Consider the following 17587-nt stretch of genomic DNA (forward strand, 5'->3'; position numbering starts at 1 on the left):
GCTTTTATCCTTTCTTGATCACAGTCAGCAGTTTGTCACCGTGGCGGATACTGCCGCTCTCGGCTGCTGCAAACACATCCAGATAATCATCGCTGTTGGTAACAATGATCGGGGTGGTGGTCTTGTAGCCCTCGGCGCGCACCGCAGCCACATCCACCTCGGCCAGCAGGTCACCAGCCTTCACCTTGTCGCCCTCCTTGACCTTGATGGCAAAGTGCTTGCCCTTGAGGTTTACGGTGTCGATGCCAATGTGGATCAACAGTTCCACGCCGCCATCAGACACAAGGCACACTGCGTGGCCGCCGGTTCCGGTGCCGACGGTGCCATTGAAGGGTGCGTAGAACTTGCCGTCAGTGGGCTCCACAGCCACGCCCTTGCCCAGAGTACCGGCAGCGAACACATTGTCGGGCACCTCACTCAAGGGCAGCAGAGTGCCGTCCGCAGGAGCTGCGGCGGTCTCCGTGATGGACTCACCTGCGGGGACTTCTGCATGGACAGGTGCGACCGCCTCGGGTGCGTCGCCACCCTCATCAATGCCCATGACCATGACCAGGCCGAAGCCCAGAGCAGCGGCAATTGCCATGCCGATGCAGACGAAAGCGAAGCCGTCGCCCACGAAAACGGGCAGAGACAGGATGCAGGAGTTGACGTATGCGGTAGCATGGCCGCCGCCCACAGCGACGAAAGCACCAGCCACACCGCCAGCGATGATGTCAGCGATCAGAGCCTTCTTGTACTTGAGCAGGACGCCGTAGATACCAGGCTCGGTGATGCCGATGAAGGAGGAGATGAAGGCAGACATTGCAACGGACTTGTTTTCTTCCTTCTTTGCCTTGACCCAGACGCCCAGGCAGGTGCCGACGATGGCCAGAGTACCCATCGTGTTCACAGGCAGGATGTAGTCATAGCCGTACTGGGTAATGTTCTGCAGGCAGACAGCACCCAGAGACAGATGCATACCGGTAAAGACCAGCAGAGAACGGGTAGCGCCGATGACGGCACCGGCCAGCAGCGGAGAAACGGCGAACATGCCAGTGAAAAGCCATGCGATGCCTTTGCTGATGTAGTTTGCGATGGGGCCGGTGACGCCCAGAGCGATGGGGCACATGACCAATGCGGTGAACATGGGCACAAAGACCAGCTTGAGCATCTGTGGAATGATCTTATCGAAGAACTGGTACACGTATTTCAGCACCAGCACGGTCAGAATGATGGGAATGCTGCTGGATGCGTACTTGACAAAGGGGATGGGCAGGCCGAACAGGCTCATCGGGGAAGCGCCCTCGGCCAGACCGGCGGTCATGGTGGGGTACAGCATAAAGCCTGCGCACATCAGAGCCAGCGCCGTGTCCGTCTTGAACCGCTTTGCTGCCGACCATGCAATGAAGAACGGCAGGAAGTAGAACACACAGTCGGCGGCAATTGTCATCATCTTGATGAGGGTAGATGCCGAATCAAAGCCCAGATAGCTGGTCATGATGGTGATGATACCCTTGAGGATGCCGGTACCGGCCATGGCGGGGATCACCGGCAGGATGATAGCCGAAATGGTCTCAAAGATGCCGCCGATGCGCATCTTCTTTTTCTTCTCGGCGGTGGCATCGTCCATGATAAAGCCAACTTTGTTGATGATGGCATTGTAGACAGTGCCCACCTCGTTGCCGATGATGATCTGTAACTGATCGGTGGCGAACTGCACGCCCAGTACACCGTCCAGCTTCTTGATGCGCTCTTCATCCACCACACTGCGGTCTTTCAGGTAGAAGCGCAGACGGGTGACACAGTGGAACATCTCTTTGATATTGTTTTTGCCGCCGACTTCTTTTACGATCCGTTCGGCAAGTTTATCTGCATTCATAACAGTTTCTCCTTACATTTTTCCTGTATGCTGCGGCGCACACGCTCTATATGGATGGTCAGGTACATCTGCTCGGTGCCGGAAACGGCGGTGTGGTACTGCTTTTCCAGATAGCTCACGATCCTCTGCACGCAGGCAAAAGACTGTTCGTATTTCTGGCGCACCATCTCGTAGAGCTGCATGTCCGATTCATCCGAGGTCAGCGAGGTTCCCGCAACGATACGCTGCGCAAAAAATTTGATGTGAGTGACCATACGGAAGTAATCCAACGAATCAGGGTCGAATTCCAGATGAAAATAGTTACGGATAACGCTGCTGACTTCCTGCACGATCTGGGTGATCTGCACGGTCTCATTCATCTGCATGCCCATGCTTGCATTCACGAAATGCAAAGCAATAAAGGCCGCTTCATCCTCCGGCAGATCGACCTTGAACCGCTCGTCCAGATATTTGACTGCATCCTGCCCGGCCCGGAACTCGTCCGGGTAGAGCATCCGCGTTTCCAGCAGCAGACGGTTTCGGATCAGCATATTACTGTGCCACCGCTGAATGGTAAAATAGATGTGGTCGGCCAACGACAGATACAGGTTATCTGCCAACTCCTTGCCCAGCTGCATCTTTGCCATGGCAATCACCTTTTCGGCTGCTTCGATGTACTCCGCCGGGATGGCCTTTGCCAGCTCTTCGAACCGGCCGGAAAGCTCCGGCACGCTGTTCGTGAAGAGCCGCTCCACCTTAGCGGGGTCCAGCGCGTCGCCGCGCTTTTTGCCAAAGGCGATTCCGCAGCCCATGGCAATGACATCTTCGCCGCGTTCATTGACCGCAATGACGATATTGTTGTTCAGAACCTTTGCAATTTTCAACGGTGTTTCCTCCGCCTGCCGCAAGGCAGCGTTCTTACGATTTATCGCATTTTTGCGCAAAAAAGGACAAAAAAAATACAGCCAATCCCAAAATAGCAAAACCTGTGCCAAAGTTCACACACGTTCCGTACTTTTGGTATTGCCTGCTTCCAGTAACAATCCGCATCAAGACGGCTGATTCAATTGTCCGTAGCTACGCTTACAAGATATCACAACTTTTGAAAAAGTCAACACCATTTCGACGTTTTCATTCATTTGCACATAGTCAGCGCATATTTTTGTGCAATTAAGCAAAAAGTTCGTTGCCACATGATCTTCTGCCAATTTGATTTCAGAAAGTAGTGAACGCTATTGCCGTTCTATCGTACGCAACTAACGACAATATCTCCGGCACTTCATATCAAGTCAAGTAGGCTGGCACCGTCCGGCCCTCTCTCTTTTTACCAAAGTTTTCCTCGATTTTTCGGGGTTACATAACGAAAAAGAGCGTCAAATCTTACGATTCAACGCTCTTTTGTGAGTGCACCTCCAGGGACTCGAGCCCTGGGCCCACTGATTAAGAGAGCAAGCCGCCGGTTCATCTCAATTTCTGAAAGTTTCGAGTCATCGTTTATGAGACTACTCCGGCTGTACACTTCGGGAAAGTTGTTTCAAACCTGTAAACCAGAGAAAAACAAAGAAGTCCTAGTGTGCAGAAAATCCTCTTTCGAGAATCTTGCTTCTGAACGTAGTGTTCTCCGAGTATGAACCATTCGATTCAGGTCAACGGCATCTTTGGTGTTTTCAAGAACAACTCCAAGTTCAAATGTTTCCTTATGGGTCAGAGAAGCCCCTCTCCGGCTTCCTCCAGCTTATGGGCAAATAGCTCCTCCACGCCCAGCTGCTTGGCGAGCGCCTGAACTTCCTTGTATCGTTTCGACGCCTCTTCGTTGTCTCCGCCATGCTTGCAGGCTTCGATGAGATACAACAGGGCCTGCAGCTCGTACAGGCGGCTGTCGCCGCGCTGCGAGTTGTGGCGGCGGCGCTCCAGCAGGGTCTCGAAGGCCTCTTTCTCGGGGACATGGTCTCCCAGCGCGCCATAAGCAAGGCCGATGTTGCTATAAGCGCCGGTGCTGCATCTCTCGGAGATATCGAGGGCCTGCCGGCTCCAGCGCAGCTGCCGTGCGGCCTCCTGCCGGAGATGCTCCGGCTCGTTTTTGCCCCGCACACCGGCGCAGTAGGCCAGATTGATGTAGGTGCGGAAGGTGTCCGAGCTGTGGAACGTGAACCGCTCTTCACGCAGCCTTGCGGCGTACTCATAGCAGGTACGCTGGCGGTCGTCATAGTCACGTTTATCCGTCCGGCCTGCCCACACGCTGTCCTCGCCAAAGGCAAGCGCGTCGGCATGGCAGGTCAGCTCCAGCAGGGCCTCCCGGTCCTCGGGGCTCAGCCCCCGCAGCAGGAGCTCTCCAACATCGCCGTATGCCCGGCCAAGCGTCTCATAAATTGAGGCTGCGGCACTGGGGTTTTGCTCCAAAGGGCCCAGCTCATTCAGGCATTCCATCGCTTTTATGGCGGCGTCGAACTCCTCCGGCGGCTGCTTCCGGTCCCGGAAGATGAGTGCCCGGTTCTCATACAGCTGCGGCAGCGTCCAGTGCAGGGCGGGCTGCGCCTTTTCCGCGATGATCATGGCGTTGTTCCACTTCGCAGCCTTCTTGAAATCGGCAAGTCGGAAGTACAGGCTCGCGGCGCGGTAGGCCCAGAGCTTCTTCTGCGGGGTGTCGAGCCGGGCGTCCGGGTCGGACTTTCCCAGCACAGCGGAGTAAATATCGGCGGTGCTGCGTCGGTCGGCGGGCGTCTCCTGAAACTCCCACAGTCCGTCCAGAAAATGGGCGTCATCCTCTCCGTCAGCCCCCGGCTCCCGCAGGCTGCACAGCTTGCGGATGAGGGTGTGGGGGACAAGGTACTCGTCTTTCTCGCTGCCCGTGCTGTTCAGGTAGCGCAGATCCACCAGCGCGTGGAAATCCCTGTCGTCCGGCCGCAGGCCGCAGGCGTTGAGGAACAGCTCCCGCGAGATCCCGCTCTCCCCGATGAACATGGCGCGGTGCAGCAGGGTCCGCATCGGCGGGGTCAGCTTCGCCAGCCCGAACAGGGTGGTCAGGTTCTGCAGCACGGTGCCGTTGCGGCTCTCGCCGTCCTTTTCGCTGGGGATGAGCATTTCCAGACTGTTGTCCCGGATGGTTTGGCCCTTGCTCAGGTCCTCGGCGATCTGCCCGGCCGGGATGTGGGTGAACTGCATCAGGGCGGCCACCATGGTGACGGTCATGGTGTGGCGCTCCACCAGCCGGAGGATATCTCGGAGGGTGTCGTCGTCCGAGTCCGGCAGCCCCCGGGAGCCGTCCCGCAGGATGTCCAGCAGCACCTCGTCTTTCAGCGGCTTGACCTCACAGAAGCACCCGCCCGTCATCGCGGTCAGATCTTTACGCGTGGTCAGCAGGACACGGCAGGGCAGCGCACACAGATGCCGATAAAGCTGCTGTTCTATGCTGTCCTCACTGCCACCGGTCAGCTCTGCCCAAGACAGATTGTCATTGTCAAAGTTGTCGATGAGTAGCAAGTCGAATTCGGTCAGGTACTGGCTCAGCTGTTTCTGCACCAGCTGGAGCAACTCTTCTTTTTTGCTGCCCGCTTCCACCGACATGGCCTGCGCAAAGGTGGTGGTGTACAGTGCTTCCAACGTGCCGGGGAACCGCACGAAATACGTTCTGCCCAGAGGGTGGCGCTTCTGCCATTCGCCGGCGGCGGCAAGCGCCATTTTGGTTTTGCCCATGCCCGCAAAGCCCCACAGCACATGGGGGTTCCGCTTTTCGTTTTCCAGTTCGTTCAGCAGGTTCTTTACGTCCTCGTCGCGGCCCCTCACCTCGCCATCGTTCAGCGCGCCTGCGTTCTGAGCAAGGCTCCATACCGGCGGCGTCAGGCGGCGGCGCCACTCGTCCATCTGCCGCGCCATCTCTTCCAGCGTGATGCGCTCTTCGGGGGCTTCCTTGGCGGCAGCGGTCAGCAACGCGTTCACCTGAGCCAGCAGGGAACCTTCCAGCCCGGAAGGTCTTGCTTGGCTTGCGGTCAGCGTCACATCCCTTTCCAGGAAGCTCAGGTCCCGCTCCAGCCGCAGATTGCGCGCCGCTGTAGGGTCCAGCAGGGCATAGAACAGCCGCCCCACCGCGTAAACGTCGGACGCCGGGGTCGGTGTCCCGCCGTTTTGCAGTTCCGGTGCACGGAAGCCCGGTGTGCTGAACACCTCGCTCTCCGGCCCGGTCTCTTCGTCCCAGCCGCTGCCGAAGTCCAGCAGGGACACGGCCAAGATCGTGCCGTCGGACAGGCTGCCGTCCACAAAGAGATTGCCTGCGCTGATGTCGCCATGGATGCAGCCGCTGCCATCCTCATCGCTGTGGATGCGTTTCAGGTTCGCCAGCAGGGCGCAGAACAGATCCACCGTCTTTGCGAACTGCGGCACAGAATTTCTGCAGCCCGGCCGTCTGTTGCCGAAAGGATGATCCGAACTGCAGGGCTGGGCGGCTTCTTCCAACAGATCTTTCAGCCAGAAGCCCTGCCGTTCGGTAAGGCACTCCATTTCCAGAATGCAGCTGTACGGCGGCGTGCAGGGGTCTTTTCCCGGCAGCTGGATCGACCGTACCGAAAGCTTTCGGTCCACCGGCACCGTGAGCCGGGTGCGCTGGCGGCTCTGCTGCCCGACGCGGATCTCGCGATTGGCCCGCTCGTCAAAAAGCGTCTGCATCTTTTCAATTCTTTTTTTACGCTCCGGATCATTCTCCGGCAAGGCTGCGGCTTCCTCCGGCAGAACAGCCCCGCCCACCCGGACATAACCCTGCCGTGGGAAATGCTCCTTGAGGATGACCGGATACAACTGCCCTTCTTCCTGCGCCTGATAGAGCAGCGCAAAGCCGCCCGACGTGATGTACTTTTGGATCGTGAACCGTCCGTTCTCTGTGCACAGCACTGTTCCATCGGGCAGCGGCTCACGGCGCGTCTCTTGCTGGTCCCACATGAAAAGCCCTCCTCCGTTTGGATATTCTGGCTTTATTATAGCGTATCCTCCAAAATATTCCAAGGCGGTGCCGCGCCCTTTCTGCCCTGCGCCAAATATTTATTCTCGTAGAAGCTGCCGGGCCGCTCTGCTATGCTTTGAAGCAGAAAGCCGCACTTCCGGCGGCTTTTTTCCGGACATGAGAAAGGAGAACTCTATGAACGCAAGTATCGAAGCAAAAAAGGCTGAGGCCGTTGAGCGCATGAAGCTGTGGGGCATCTACCCGCCCATTATCAAGTGCTTTGAGCAGGAGGGCATCGTTTCCAAGAGCGCTCCTCCGCTGGGCACCTGCAGCCAGCTCGAAGGAGAGCAGCTTGAGCGCGTCAGAAAATTCGAGGAAAATTACAACGCGGTCGTTTATCATGTGATCCACAGCTTTACGAATATCGGTGAGCTCGAGAGCTATCTGTTCGTCAGCGACCGCCCGGATGAGTGGGAAACGGACCGTAAGGACCTCAAGTCCGGGCAGCCGCTCGCGTGGGTCTACAACTACGATGAACCCGACTGGCCGGAGTTTGGGTATATCGGTGTTTCGCTGACGACGGCTGCGGGCCTCCGCAGAACCTGGTAAGGAGGGATATTTCTATGTATCACGCTGATCTGCACACTCACACCATCCATTCCGACGGCGAGTATACGCCCGCGCATCTGGGCTTGATGGCGCTTCAAAGCGGCATCCGGTATCTGGCGTATACCGACCACAACTACAGTTATTCCCCCGCCGAGCTGAGCGACCTTCGCCTGCAGTTCCCCCTGCTGCGCATTCTGCGCGGCTGCGAGTTCAGCTGCTTTTATCGCACCGCCGACCAGCGCCGCGTGGAGATCCACATCGTGGGCCTGAACTTTGACCCCGACTGCCCGGAGCTTCAGGCTGTGCTGCGCCGCAACCAGCCCGACCGCCGCAGCTACGTTACCAAGATCCTGAACAAGCTCGACGCGCTGGGCGTCGGCATCGGCACCTACGAAGACCTCATGGCCTTCAGCAACGGCCCACAGCATCTTGGCCGAATGCACATTGCCCGCAGCCTTGTGGCCCACGGCTATGTCAAGACGGTGGATGAAGCGTTCGACATATACATCGGCAGCTTCGGCCAGCGTCTGGCCTATGTCGAGTCGGAGCTGGACTATGCACCCATCGAGGATGTTCTCTCTGCCCTGCAGAAGGCACAGGGCATCGCCATTCTGGCGCACCTGTTCTTCTACCCGCTGGACGATGCCGAACAGCACCGCCTGCTGCGCACCTTCAAAGCGCTGGCAGGCCCCTGCAGCGGCATGGAGGTCTACTATGGCCGCTACACCGACGAGCAGCGCTGTCATCTGGCCGCACTGGCGGCGCAGTACAACCTGCTGCCCTCGGCGGGTTCCGACTTCCACGGCCCCGGCGACGGCAACGCCACCCATGACGGCGGGCTGGGCCATCACTTCCCCGCTTCGGTCTACGAAGCGCTGGAAGCCCGTCAGCGCGAGGTGTACGGCGTCGTCCACGACTGAGCGGCAAGCGATAAACAAAAAGAGGACCGGGAGCTGTTTCTTCGCAGCTCCCGGCCTTTTCTGTATCCTGCTTTATTTTTTATCGTTTCAGCTTTCGGCATCGGACAGCCTCCGGCACCAGTCCTCAACTGCCGCCAGCATCTCGTCCAGTGTGATGCGCTGCTCCGGGTCGGGTGCTGTCGCCCGTAGCAGCAGGCAGTTCACCTCTGCTCGCATCTCCCGCGGGAGACCGCTCGGGACGCTCTCGCCCTCGGTCAGGGTCTGTATCTCTCCCAGAAAGTCCAGCGGACGGCCCAGCCGGATATTCTGGGCGGCGATAGGATACAGCATGCTCAGCAGCAGCCATCCTGCCAGAAGGACATCCGTCTTTTCGTCTGCGGGCCCCGGGAACGGATCCGGGACATAGAATCCCGGCCCTGGACCGCAGGGAGCCGCGCTCTCCCCTGTCTTCCGGGCAGAGCTGACATCCACAAAGGACACTCCACGGATGCTCCCCCCCGCAAGGTTCCCTTTCACGAAAACATCCCCGATGTCCAGCTTTCCCATGACCCATCCCGCATCGTGCAGCTGGCGCAGGGCAAGCAGGATGTCCCGGAAGACCCGCATGGTGACAGCGGCCGCCGGTACCGCACAGCTCCTTCCGGAGCCGGGGCTTCCCTCCTGCCTGCGCAGATTCCCGAAGGGATGCTCCGGGCTGCGGGGCCAGGTACACTCCTGCATCAGCGCCCGCAGCGGGAAGCCCGGCTCTGCGGTCATGCCGTCCATTTCCAGAAAGACACCGAGCGGTCTCTGCCATTCCGTGCCGTCCGGCAGGCGGAGCGTGCCGACATACAGGGGCTTTTTTTCCGGTATGACGCACCGGACACTGCAGCAAAGCTTCCAATTTATCTGCTGTTCCCGCTCTGCCTGATGGCGCAGCCAGATATAGAGCCGGCCCCGCCTCACCTCCTCTGCGGAGTACTGCTCCCAGCCATTCAGCACAGGCGCACTGTCATGCCGCACCCAATGGCCCGGGAAGAACTCCTTCATCACGATGACCCGGCCGGTATTCCGGTCGAATGCTTCGTAGAACAGGGCGTTCCTGTTTTCTGCAAGGGGTGACCGGATCACGATCTCCTTATTATTCAGGAAGATCACGGTCGTTCCGTCCGGCAGCGGCTCACGTTGGGCTTCTTTTGATCCTATCATCTCTCAAACCTCCTGTGTTCGGGCCATCCGGTCCCGGGGGCCTGCGGGCCTCTGCACAGACCAGAGCGAAAAACGGCTCTCTGCCAAAGTTTTTCCCTGAGATTTGTGCGGTCTGACGAATGGACTTTCCATTCCAGGTCGTTTATAATGGAACTCCGGACCCGGCACTTCTGCGTCTATTTTACTTTCCGGGAAGCCTTTCTTCCATGGAATAAATTTTTGCGCCGGGGCCGCACACTCTCTGAACCGAAGGAAGGAAGTGGTCTCATGACCGGAAGCTCTACATTTTCAGAACTGCTGGCGCGGGAAACAAAGGACTGGATCGACGAAGAGATCAGCAAGGGCAACGAAGCCTGGAACGCACGGCGGCCCATCGACGGCCTTTCCAACATCCATTGGGACCTGGTCATCCATGCTGCATCACAGCTCAATGAGCATCTGACCTGCTCCGGCCAGAACATGACGCCGGGCATCTTCCTGTGCCGCTGCATCCAGACGCACTACCCGGAGCTTCTCCGCAAAAACGACGGCACCACGGCACAGACCAGCGATCTTGTCCACTGCGCGCCGAAAGACCTGAAGCCCTGGTCGGAAGACATCATCCGGACCGCCGCCGCGAATCTGAAGCTCCTGTGCCGGGAAGAACTTGGCTGCGACGCCCCCGGCACTGCCTGGAGGTCCGTCCTCAAACGGTCCATCTCTTACCGCCGCATGGGCAACCGCCAGGAGGCCTACCATGTCGCGTTCCTGCTGAAAATGACGCTGGAAGAGATGCAGCGCTATTTTCTCCTCACCCGTCAGGAAGGTTTCAGTCTGCGCGACCCGCTGGATATCGTCTGCTATACCTTCAAGCTGTTCGACAAGGGTCAGGACCATGCAGATTCTTTCCACTGGCATGACGTGACTGACCTTCTGCAGAGCTATCTGGATGAGTGCAAAAAGGCCGACGCTGATACAGGCAAAACCACGCCGCCCTCCTCCGGGGACAAAAACAAGGGCGGCACCCTTCTTCTGGGCAGCGATATCCGAAAGCTTTGTGACAATATGCACCGCACCCAGGACCCCACTGTCGATATCCCCGCGCTCCGGCGGGACCTGCTGGCATATCTTGTCGCCCACCGCCGGGACCTTGTGGAGATGAAGATTGACCGGGTCCCCCTGCCTCAGGGCCAGAGCTGCCTTGCGCTCCGCATGGGCTACCCTTATTCCCACACTGTCCAGAGGGAGCTGAGCATCCTGGTCGGTTATCTGCTGGTGCTGTACGGCTGCTGGAACGCGGTCGTTCAGGCTGCGGTCCCGGAGCGGCAGGACGAACTGATGCTCCCCTGCGAAAAGGGTGCCGCGCCAAAGCTGCTCTCCGCAGAGGATTTTGTGGATGTCCTGAGCAAGGCATCCATGGACCACCTGGAACCACTGAAGGAAGCGTTCCAGAACAAACTGGACACAGACTCTTTTCAGGCATCCTCTCCCGACAGGCTCACGCCGCAGGACACCGCCCTCCTGATGGGCCGGTGGCTGCTGCGCGCCACTCTGTGGGATGTGGAGGAAGTCAAGTCGGCGCTGCAGCTCCTGAACGATTTTCTGCTCTGCGCAAAAGAGCTCGCCCCCTCCTTTGCTCCCGCCCCGGCCTATCCGGAAAGTGCCCGGAGGACCAGCGCTGCGGTCTGGAACATCGCCGGTCGTCTCCACTGCCGGAATGCGCTTTCCGCCCATATCACCGCCGGACCGGACACAGCCACAGACGCATCCGGCTGGGCCGGATATCTCCATAAACTGGGGCAGGAACTGATCAAAGTCTCCTCCGATCCCAAAAATTTCCGCGACCGCACGGCCTGCGGCATCCTGGACCCGAGCCAGCGCAGCGCCCTCCAGTCCGTGTTCACTTCCCCTTCCAGCTACGCTCCCTATCGGGCGATCTATTCGGCGGACCGCGAAGATATCAGCTACAAACGCGTTCAGGACCATCTGGAAATGAGCCTGCCGAACCTCTGTTCCAAGATCTCGCGTACACTGGAGCGGTATTATCCGAATGCCGAGGATCATACTTCCAGAAAGAGACCGACCGATGAGCAGAAGCTCGACGGCTGGCAGGAGAACATTGCTCTGGGCAGCAACCTGCTTTCCCGCGATGATATCCTGCAGCTGTTCTTTTTCCTCATCCTTGCCATCTATGACTGCTATGCGGCAGACCGCGGCAAGGCTCCCGCAGAGTTCACTGCGGAGCATGTCTGGCTCGATGCCATGCGCGATAACGCCGAGGACAAGCTGGGCGGCCCGGGCCGCACCACCGGCAGCTTTCTGGAAGACGCCCTGTCCGCCAGCGTTTATGTGGAGCTTGAGTGCCTTCTGGAAGAGCCGAAGGCCGGTAAGGTCACGTCGGACCAGACCGCTATCTTCTGCCGCCTCTACAATTTCCTGCTGGACAGTCTGTCCGATGCCAGTGGGACCAACTGGCACCACATCTACTGCCCCGCCTATACCGACCGGTTCTATGTGCTGGCCGGTGCGCTGGCCACGGCGGTGCCGCAGTCCCGCCGGACACTGGGTTTCATGATGGGCACGCACCGCGAAAAGAAGCGCAGACCCGCCAGAAAACGCTGAAAACTTATTCCTTAGATTCCCTTCTTTTCCCTGTGTTACACTCAAATCGCCGCAGGATCGGGCCAAAATTCTGGCTCTGCGGCGGTCGAAGGTCACACAAAAAGGAAGGGAGTTTTTTATGTATTTTTTTCTGCATGTCCTGCCGGAGGTCGTCTCCGCGGTGTTTTCGTTTCTCGTGGAGTGGTTTTTGTTCCAGGAACAGCCCGCGCTGTACGGCGGGACACTGTCTCCCCTCGTGACTGCATGGCTCTATATGGCCATGATGCTGGCCGTGTGGCTTCTCCCGATTTTCTATGACGCCTGTCGGCGCAAGGGCGGTATGATAAGCACCGCGCTGAACCTGCTGCCCGCCGAGATCATCTTTGGAGGTGAGTTTCTCTACCGCCTTCCCCTCGTCGGGGTCGCCGTGCTTCTTTTGTGCGGTGTCGTTCTGTGGCTGCTGTGGTATGAGTGCTACCGCCGCAATATGGACGCTTGGGATGCGGGCAAACGCGGCAAGGAATACGACATCCTTCGCCGCAGGAACCGCCGGGCCGCCGTGCGGATCTTCGTGCTCATCACCTCGCTTCTGCTGCTGATCCCCAGCCTGTACGGCATCCATGTGCTCCGCGCCGATCAGGCCCGGACCGTGACAGCCTTTTACGAGACCTATTATGAGACCGATTCGTCCTTCCTCGTCGATCTGGAAGCCAGCGGTCTGCTCGGCAGTCTCTGAACTGACCCGCGCAAAGAAGGGTTCCTTCCCGGATGGAAGGGGTCCTTTTTTCTATATGGGCTGTCTGGACAGCAAAAACCGCTGCGGCACTTCCCTTGGATGCCGCAGCGGCTGTCGAACTTTATATTTATTATTTCAAGGAGGAAAAGTCATGTATGAAAACCAAAGCAATTGAAGGGAATTTTATCATCTATTATGGAAACGGTTTCTATCTATGAAAAGGAGGGCAGGCAAAATATGTACAAACGAGTTCAATTCATCACACGGCTGAACCTTCAAGGGGGACCGTGGCTGGGACTGCCTATTCGGTTCGATGCGATCATGCGCGTCATACGGCAATGCGCCTCCTTTCTTTGCATTTTCTCCCCTCGGGGAGTATGGCTGTATTATACATTTTCTTTTGCGGCCTGTCAGACGGAATAAATTTTCAGCGTTTAAATGTTATTTTTATGCAGTGGCGATTTTGTGCTGCAGAATTGCGATGTAGCATTTTCTCCCTGTACGCAAAAGCACCTTGAACCCAGAACAACATTTGTTCTATCGGGTTCAGGGTGCTTATTTTTTGCGTCATTTATCGTATTTGTATATTTTTCATCACAATAAACTTTTGGCATCATTAAAATTTATTCCCGTAGTCGTCCGCAGCCATCTATGCTTGTATAGAGTAGGAATCATTTTCGAAGCGTTTCCGACCGCAGCGTTCCGGGAAAATCTCAAAATCTTCCATCTTTCAGAAAGAGGTGAATTTCATGACAAGACTTCGCCGGGTGTCCCCGAGCCAGACCACCAAAGACAGCATCATCGTTCCACACAACACCAAAGGTCAGCCCGTTGACCCCAATACATGGGAGCCCCTTGTGAAGGGGCAGATCGATGTCGGCCATAACTACCAGTTCGAAGAACGGGTCATGCGCAAAGCAGCCGAACGAGTCAACATGTCTCAGGCAGACTACAGCAAGATGATGAATGATCCCAAGCTGTACCGTCTGGAAACCCGCCGCAACAACCGCTCTCACAAATTTGAATGTCCCAATTACTCCGAGCAGGTCCATGCAGCTTTTAAAACCATCCGGCAGTTCTACAACAAGCAGCGCTCTGCCCAGCGGGAAGCGGTAGTGGAAGCCCGTCTCAAGGCAAAGTACGGCAACAAGCCGCATTACAAGAGCACCGTGCAGCATACCGACGGCAAACACGCCATCATCGGTTACTCCACCGGTCATCCCGCGCACCGCAGCGCCCAAGGTTCCCGCAGCCTGTCCGACATCGCGGCTTCTCACAAAAGTGCAGCTGCCGCCCACAGCAAAAGCTCGGGCAGTTCTCTTTCTCTCGGTTCCATTGCCGCATCCCATCAGGCGGGTTGCAGCGGTCACGCCGTCGGCGGCAGCAAGTCCGGCGGCCACAGCAGCGGTGTTGGACATTGCAGCAAGTCTGGCGGCCACGGACGCTAATCACATTTTTCAAGGAGCTTTTATGGAAAATTTACGTGTACTCTCCGGCAGCGTTGCCGTGCTGAACGACATTCCTGCCCGCTATCTGCACCCGGGCGATTCTCCTGCGCAGTCTCGTGATTATCTGCTCCCGGGTTACTTCCATGACCAGTATATCTCCCTGCACCTGCCGGAAAACTCCCTCACCACCGGCACGCTCTTTCTGGGGCAACCCCGCTGCGGCAAGACCAACACCATCTTCCTGCTGGCAGATCAGGTGCTGAACCATATGGGCCCGGATGATCTGGCCGTTTTCTTCGACATCAAGGGCGACTACCAGCGTGCCTTCTATGAAGAGGGAGATCTGGTGCTGGATTCTCTCAGCAGCCGTTACGTCTGGAACATCTTCGACGAGCTTCTCCCTTATAAAAACAACAGCCTTCTGCTGAAGATGCGCGTTCACGAACTGTGCAGCTATCTCTACGAGGAAAGCGCACGCGACGCGGGCCAGAACCGCTTTTTTGTGGACGGTGCGCAGGCCGTTACCGAATGCCTGTTTTTGTGCCTGCTGCAGTCTGACACGGCTGACAGCGAGCTGAACAACGCCAATTTTCTGCGTCTGATCGGCGGTGCTGCCCCTTCCGATGATACCACCGACCAAGCGCTTGACCACACCTATGAGGAATTTCTGAAAGTTCTGAATTCCGACCCGGATTTTTACAGCTCGCGCATGTATCTTCCGGCCGACCCGGATGCCCGCCGCGAAGGCTACGGTGTTCTGAGCGAGATCTCCCGCATGGTCCAGCGTGTCTTTGTGGGTTCGTTTGCGCTGGCAGCGCATCCCGAACGTTCCATCTCTGCCGAGTCGGTGGCACATCGTCCCGGCCCCACAGTGCTGTTCCTGAACTACCACCCCGACTACTCCCGCAGCCAGACCTACGCTTTTCGTTTTTTCGTGGACAGCCTTATCGCCAATCGCTGCCGCTTCCATCACGGCCGCGGCCGCACCTACTTCTTTCTTGACGAACTTGCACGCCTGCCCAAGCTGCTGTATCTGGAACCTGCCATGACCCTGATGCGTCAGGCCAACTGCTGCATCGTGGCCGGCCTACAGACCGTCAGCCAGCTTTACAGCGTTTACGGCGATCGGGAAGCACAGACCATTCTGGGCGCTTTCCAAAATCTGTTCGTTTTCAACTGTGATGAACCGAGCCAGACCTTTTTGCAGGGCAGAACGCGCAGCGCTCTGGTACAGCAGCGCTTTGTGCGCGCCGACGGCCGCATCGACTACACCGCGCCTGCGCCCCGCCGCTGCATCGAGTCTTGGGATTTTACCGGCCTGCAGCAGGGCGAATGCTTTGTTCAGCTGGCCGATTCTTCTCAGCCCTTCCGCTGCCGCTTCACCAAAAACTGCATCGGTTAGACCTTCAACAGGAGGAAGTTTATGGGTATTTTTGCAGATATGCTCCTCGCTGCCGGGTTGCGCCGGCATGATCAGCATGTCAATCACATTTCCAACAGCTTGTTCGGTTCCCTGCCGGAAAAGGGCCGCTGCATCCTCTGCGGCGGTGTGGACAGCGGCGAATTTTCCAATGCAAAACAGATCAAGCTTCACGCCTTTTCTTCCCGGCTGCAGCGTGCCGCCCGTAAGAGCCTCCCTACGCTGTGCCTTTACTCCGGCACTCTGCCGTCAGAGGGGCCGGACGCCGCCGTTCGGCAGCTGCGCGAGCAGTATCCCGACAAGGTCGTGCGGCTGGGGCAGGATATCTCCTACCTTCCTTTTGACCGCAATGTGGATGTTGAGGATGCCATGCGCATCCTTTCGGGCCCGGTGCACATTTATGTGCAGAAAGCGCAGGCATCTCCCGGTGAGATCCTTTTCTTCCTGCGGACCATGCTCCAGCTTCTGCACGAGCACTGGCCCCCGGAGATGTTCACCTTTTCCAATCTGGACATCATGATGCAGAGCTTTGGCAAAAATGCCGCCGAATTCCTGAGCACTCTGCCGCTCGACGCTGTTCAGCAGGCAGAGCATTCCCTGAATCTCAGCTGGAGCACCGGCGTTGACGGCTTCTGGAAAGCATTCCGCAGCCAGTGCGCCGTTCTGGGATCGCCCGGCGTGCGCCGCCGTTCTCTTTACTCCTGTCTGGCCGACGGCAAACTCTGCGTTCTGTGCTCTCCCCCTGCCGGGCAGGAGATGCTCACCGCCGCTCTGCTGGGCGAGATGGAAGTTTTTCAGAAGTGCCGCCGCGACTTCTGCCTGATCGATTACGACGTTTCCTGCAAAACGCTGGAATCCTCTTCCCTTTTACAAACTGCGCCGGGGCAGATGCTTTTCATCGGCAGCACCTTCCAGGGTCTGGGTCTTGCAAACTGCATCATCCTTCACCCCACACTGTGCTGCCTTGGTGTCAGTGCTCTGGACGCCAACGATATCTTCAAGATGTTCATCACCAACGGTATCGTACATCATGTCACCGTCGGCTTGGGGCACCATGCGGCCTTTACGTTTGCCGGAGTGCAGGAGCCGCCCATTCCTCCCGACCGGCTTCTGACCGCAAATATCCACGACGGCAGCGCACTTATATTATCCGAAAAAGGTTCAAAATTTATTTCCCTATTATTTTTTGAAGCGTAGTTGTTTAATAGCATCACAACAAATCCATGGGAGTTTTCATCAAATCATGAAAAAGTGTGTCAAATGCCATCGCACCTTTCCCGATACCGCAGCGATGTGCCCAGACTGTGCGTTATTCCTGATCGAGGATGTCACGCACGATCTTGGGCAGGAACACCCCGCACCTGCCCGCCGCCGGGTGGTTTATCCAGAGCCTTCCCCGGCACCCCCTGAAGCAGCGGCTCCGTCCACAGGCGGTCTCCACTTCACAGCCAGCGAAGAGAGCACGGCTCCCGCCCCGGCACCCCCTGAAGCAGCACCCAGCCGCAGTGTCCCGCTGCGTCGGATGCTCCACCGTGCCGCTCCCCTTCTGGTGCGGCTGGTGCCCGTGGTGCTTCTTTTGATCATCCTTCTGTTCATCCTCGTCAACTGGGCAGCGATCCGTGCTTTTTTGCAGTGCATCTTCATCGGCGCGCTGCTGGGTGCGTTCATCATCCCGCTTCTCCCCGCCTTTTTTCACGGACATGTGATGCTCTCTCCCGGTGCCTACACCGCCGGTGCTGTTCTGGGCGCTGTTACTGCCTTTGCCATTCAGTATAACATTTTGGATGTCAGGGGCGCGGTCAGCCGCTCAATGAACGGTGGCCTGCTGGATATCCTTGGTCCTTCTGCCATCGTGCTTCTGGGCATCTGGATCATCCTGCACAGCGTTCGCCGCTGACCCACACTTTTACAGATTGGAG

The 17587-nt window shown here is 57.7% G+C and carries 13 protein-coding genes; 9 read left to right on the top strand and 4 right to left on the bottom strand.

The genetic code is table 11. The features are described 5' to 3' along the window. Positions 1-4: 4 nt before the first annotated feature. The 3 genes from ACNSPV_RS02230 to ACNSPV_RS02240 form a co-directional block, all read right to left on the bottom strand. Entirely contained in the window at positions 5-1858 is a 1854-nt protein-coding gene (locus ACNSPV_RS02230; RefSeq protein WP_348584763.1) for a glucose PTS transporter subunit IIA, read from the bottom strand. Then, positions 1855-2721 carry a BglG family transcription antiterminator LicT gene (licT, locus tag ACNSPV_RS02235; RefSeq protein ID WP_348584762.1) on the bottom strand — a complete coding sequence of 289 codons (867 nt, stop codon included), beginning with the start codon at positions 2719-2721 and terminating at the stop codon, positions 1855-1857. Before licT ends, ACNSPV_RS02230 begins: the two co-directional genes overlap by 4 nt. A gap of 820 nt (positions 2722-3541) precedes the next feature. Continuing rightward, on the bottom strand, positions 3542-6766 hold the full coding sequence (locus tag ACNSPV_RS02240; protein ID WP_348584761.1) for a protein kinase domain-containing protein: 3225 nt from the start codon (positions 6764-6766) through the stop codon (positions 3542-3544). 196 nt (positions 6767-6962) lie between these two features. On the opposite strand from ACNSPV_RS02240, the gene ACNSPV_RS02245 reads away from it, so the two are divergent. Beyond that, on the top strand, positions 6963-7376 hold the full coding sequence (locus ACNSPV_RS02245) for a hypothetical protein (RefSeq protein WP_348584760.1): 414 nt from the start codon (positions 6963-6965) through the stop codon (positions 7374-7376). A 14-nt stretch (positions 7377-7390) separates the two neighbouring features. After that, the gene (locus ACNSPV_RS02250) at positions 7391-8296 is read left to right on the top strand and encodes a hypothetical protein (RefSeq protein WP_348584759.1); all 906 of its coding nucleotides are present in this window, start codon (positions 7391-7393) and stop codon (positions 8294-8296) included. A gap of 87 nt (positions 8297-8383) precedes the next feature. Here ACNSPV_RS02250 and ACNSPV_RS02255 read toward each other — a convergent pair whose 3' ends face one another. Beyond that, the gene (locus ACNSPV_RS02255; protein WP_348584758.1) at positions 8384-9484 is read right to left on the bottom strand and encodes a hypothetical protein; all 1101 of its coding nucleotides are present in this window, start codon (positions 9482-9484) and stop codon (positions 8384-8386) included. Between the two features lie 267 nt (positions 9485-9751). Between ACNSPV_RS02255 and ACNSPV_RS02260 the strand changes: the two genes are divergently transcribed. The 7 genes from ACNSPV_RS02260 to ACNSPV_RS02290 all read left to right on the top strand — a co-directional run bounded on the left by ACNSPV_RS02260 (position 9752) and on the right by ACNSPV_RS02290 (position 17565). Further along, on the top strand, positions 9752-12085 hold the full coding sequence (locus ACNSPV_RS02260) for a hypothetical protein (protein WP_348584757.1): 2334 nt from the start codon (positions 9752-9754) through the stop codon (positions 12083-12085). A gap of 118 nt (positions 12086-12203) precedes the next feature. Then, the gene (locus tag ACNSPV_RS02265) at positions 12204-12800 is read left to right on the top strand and encodes a hypothetical protein (RefSeq protein WP_348584756.1); all 597 of its coding nucleotides are present in this window, start codon (positions 12204-12206) and stop codon (positions 12798-12800) included. Positions 12801-12832: 32 nt separating this feature from the next. Next, a complete protein-coding gene (locus tag ACNSPV_RS02270) occupies positions 12833-13018 on the top strand; it encodes a hypothetical protein (protein WP_418265136.1) in 186 nt (61 codons plus the stop codon). A 531-nt stretch (positions 13019-13549) separates the two neighbouring features. Further along, entirely contained in the window at positions 13550-14248 is a 699-nt protein-coding gene (locus ACNSPV_RS02275; protein ID WP_348584755.1) for a GH-E family nuclease, read from the top strand. Between the two features lie 22 nt (positions 14249-14270). Further along, a complete protein-coding gene (locus ACNSPV_RS02280; RefSeq protein WP_348584754.1) occupies positions 14271-15650 on the top strand; it encodes a type IV secretory system conjugative DNA transfer family protein in 1380 nt (459 codons plus the stop codon). 21 nt (positions 15651-15671) lie between these two features. Beyond that, a complete protein-coding gene (locus ACNSPV_RS02285) occupies positions 15672-16865 on the top strand; it encodes a hypothetical protein (protein ID WP_348584753.1) in 1194 nt (397 codons plus the stop codon). Between the two features lie 46 nt (positions 16866-16911). After that, positions 16912-17565, top strand: coding sequence for a hypothetical protein (locus ACNSPV_RS02290; protein ID WP_348584752.1), 654 nt, complete (start codon positions 16912-16914; stop codon positions 17563-17565). Positions 17566-17587: the final 22 nt, after the last annotated feature.

Origin of the sequence: Faecalibacterium sp. 3, from assembly GCF_048323735.1 — a bacterium.
Classification (GTDB): domain Bacteria; phylum Bacillota; class Clostridia; order Oscillospirales; family Ruminococcaceae; genus Faecalibacterium; species Faecalibacterium wellingii.

Coding starts and splice junctions, on each gene's coding strand:
- ACNSPV_RS02230 (WP_348584763.1), bottom strand. CDS start 1,858: ATGAATGCAGATAAACTTGCCGAACGGATCGTAAAAGAAGTCGGCGGC.
- ACNSPV_RS02240 (WP_348584761.1), bottom strand. CDS start 6,766: ATGTGGGACCAGCAAGAGACGCGCCGTGAGCCGCTGCCCGATGGAACA.
- ACNSPV_RS02245 (WP_348584760.1), top strand. CDS start 6,963: ATGAACGCAAGTATCGAAGCAAAAAAGGCTGAGGCCGTTGAGCGCATG.
- ACNSPV_RS02250 (WP_348584759.1), top strand. CDS start 7,391: ATGTATCACGCTGATCTGCACACTCACACCATCCATTCCGACGGCGAG.
- ACNSPV_RS02255 (WP_348584758.1), bottom strand. CDS start 9,484: ATGATAGGATCAAAAGAAGCCCAACGTGAGCCGCTGCCGGACGGAACG.
- ACNSPV_RS02260 (WP_348584757.1), top strand. CDS start 9,752: ATGACCGGAAGCTCTACATTTTCAGAACTGCTGGCGCGGGAAACAAAG.
- ACNSPV_RS02265 (WP_348584756.1), top strand. CDS start 12,204: ATGTATTTTTTTCTGCATGTCCTGCCGGAGGTCGTCTCCGCGGTGTTT.
- ACNSPV_RS02270 (WP_418265136.1), top strand. CDS start 12,833: ATGGAAGGGGTCCTTTTTTCTATATGGGCTGTCTGGACAGCAAAAACC.
- ACNSPV_RS02275 (WP_348584755.1), top strand. CDS start 13,550: ATGACAAGACTTCGCCGGGTGTCCCCGAGCCAGACCACCAAAGACAGC.
- ACNSPV_RS02280 (WP_348584754.1), top strand. CDS start 14,271: ATGGAAAATTTACGTGTACTCTCCGGCAGCGTTGCCGTGCTGAACGAC.
- ACNSPV_RS02285 (WP_348584753.1), top strand. CDS start 15,672: ATGGGTATTTTTGCAGATATGCTCCTCGCTGCCGGGTTGCGCCGGCAT.
- ACNSPV_RS02290 (WP_348584752.1), top strand. CDS start 16,912: ATGAAAAAGTGTGTCAAATGCCATCGCACCTTTCCCGATACCGCAGCG.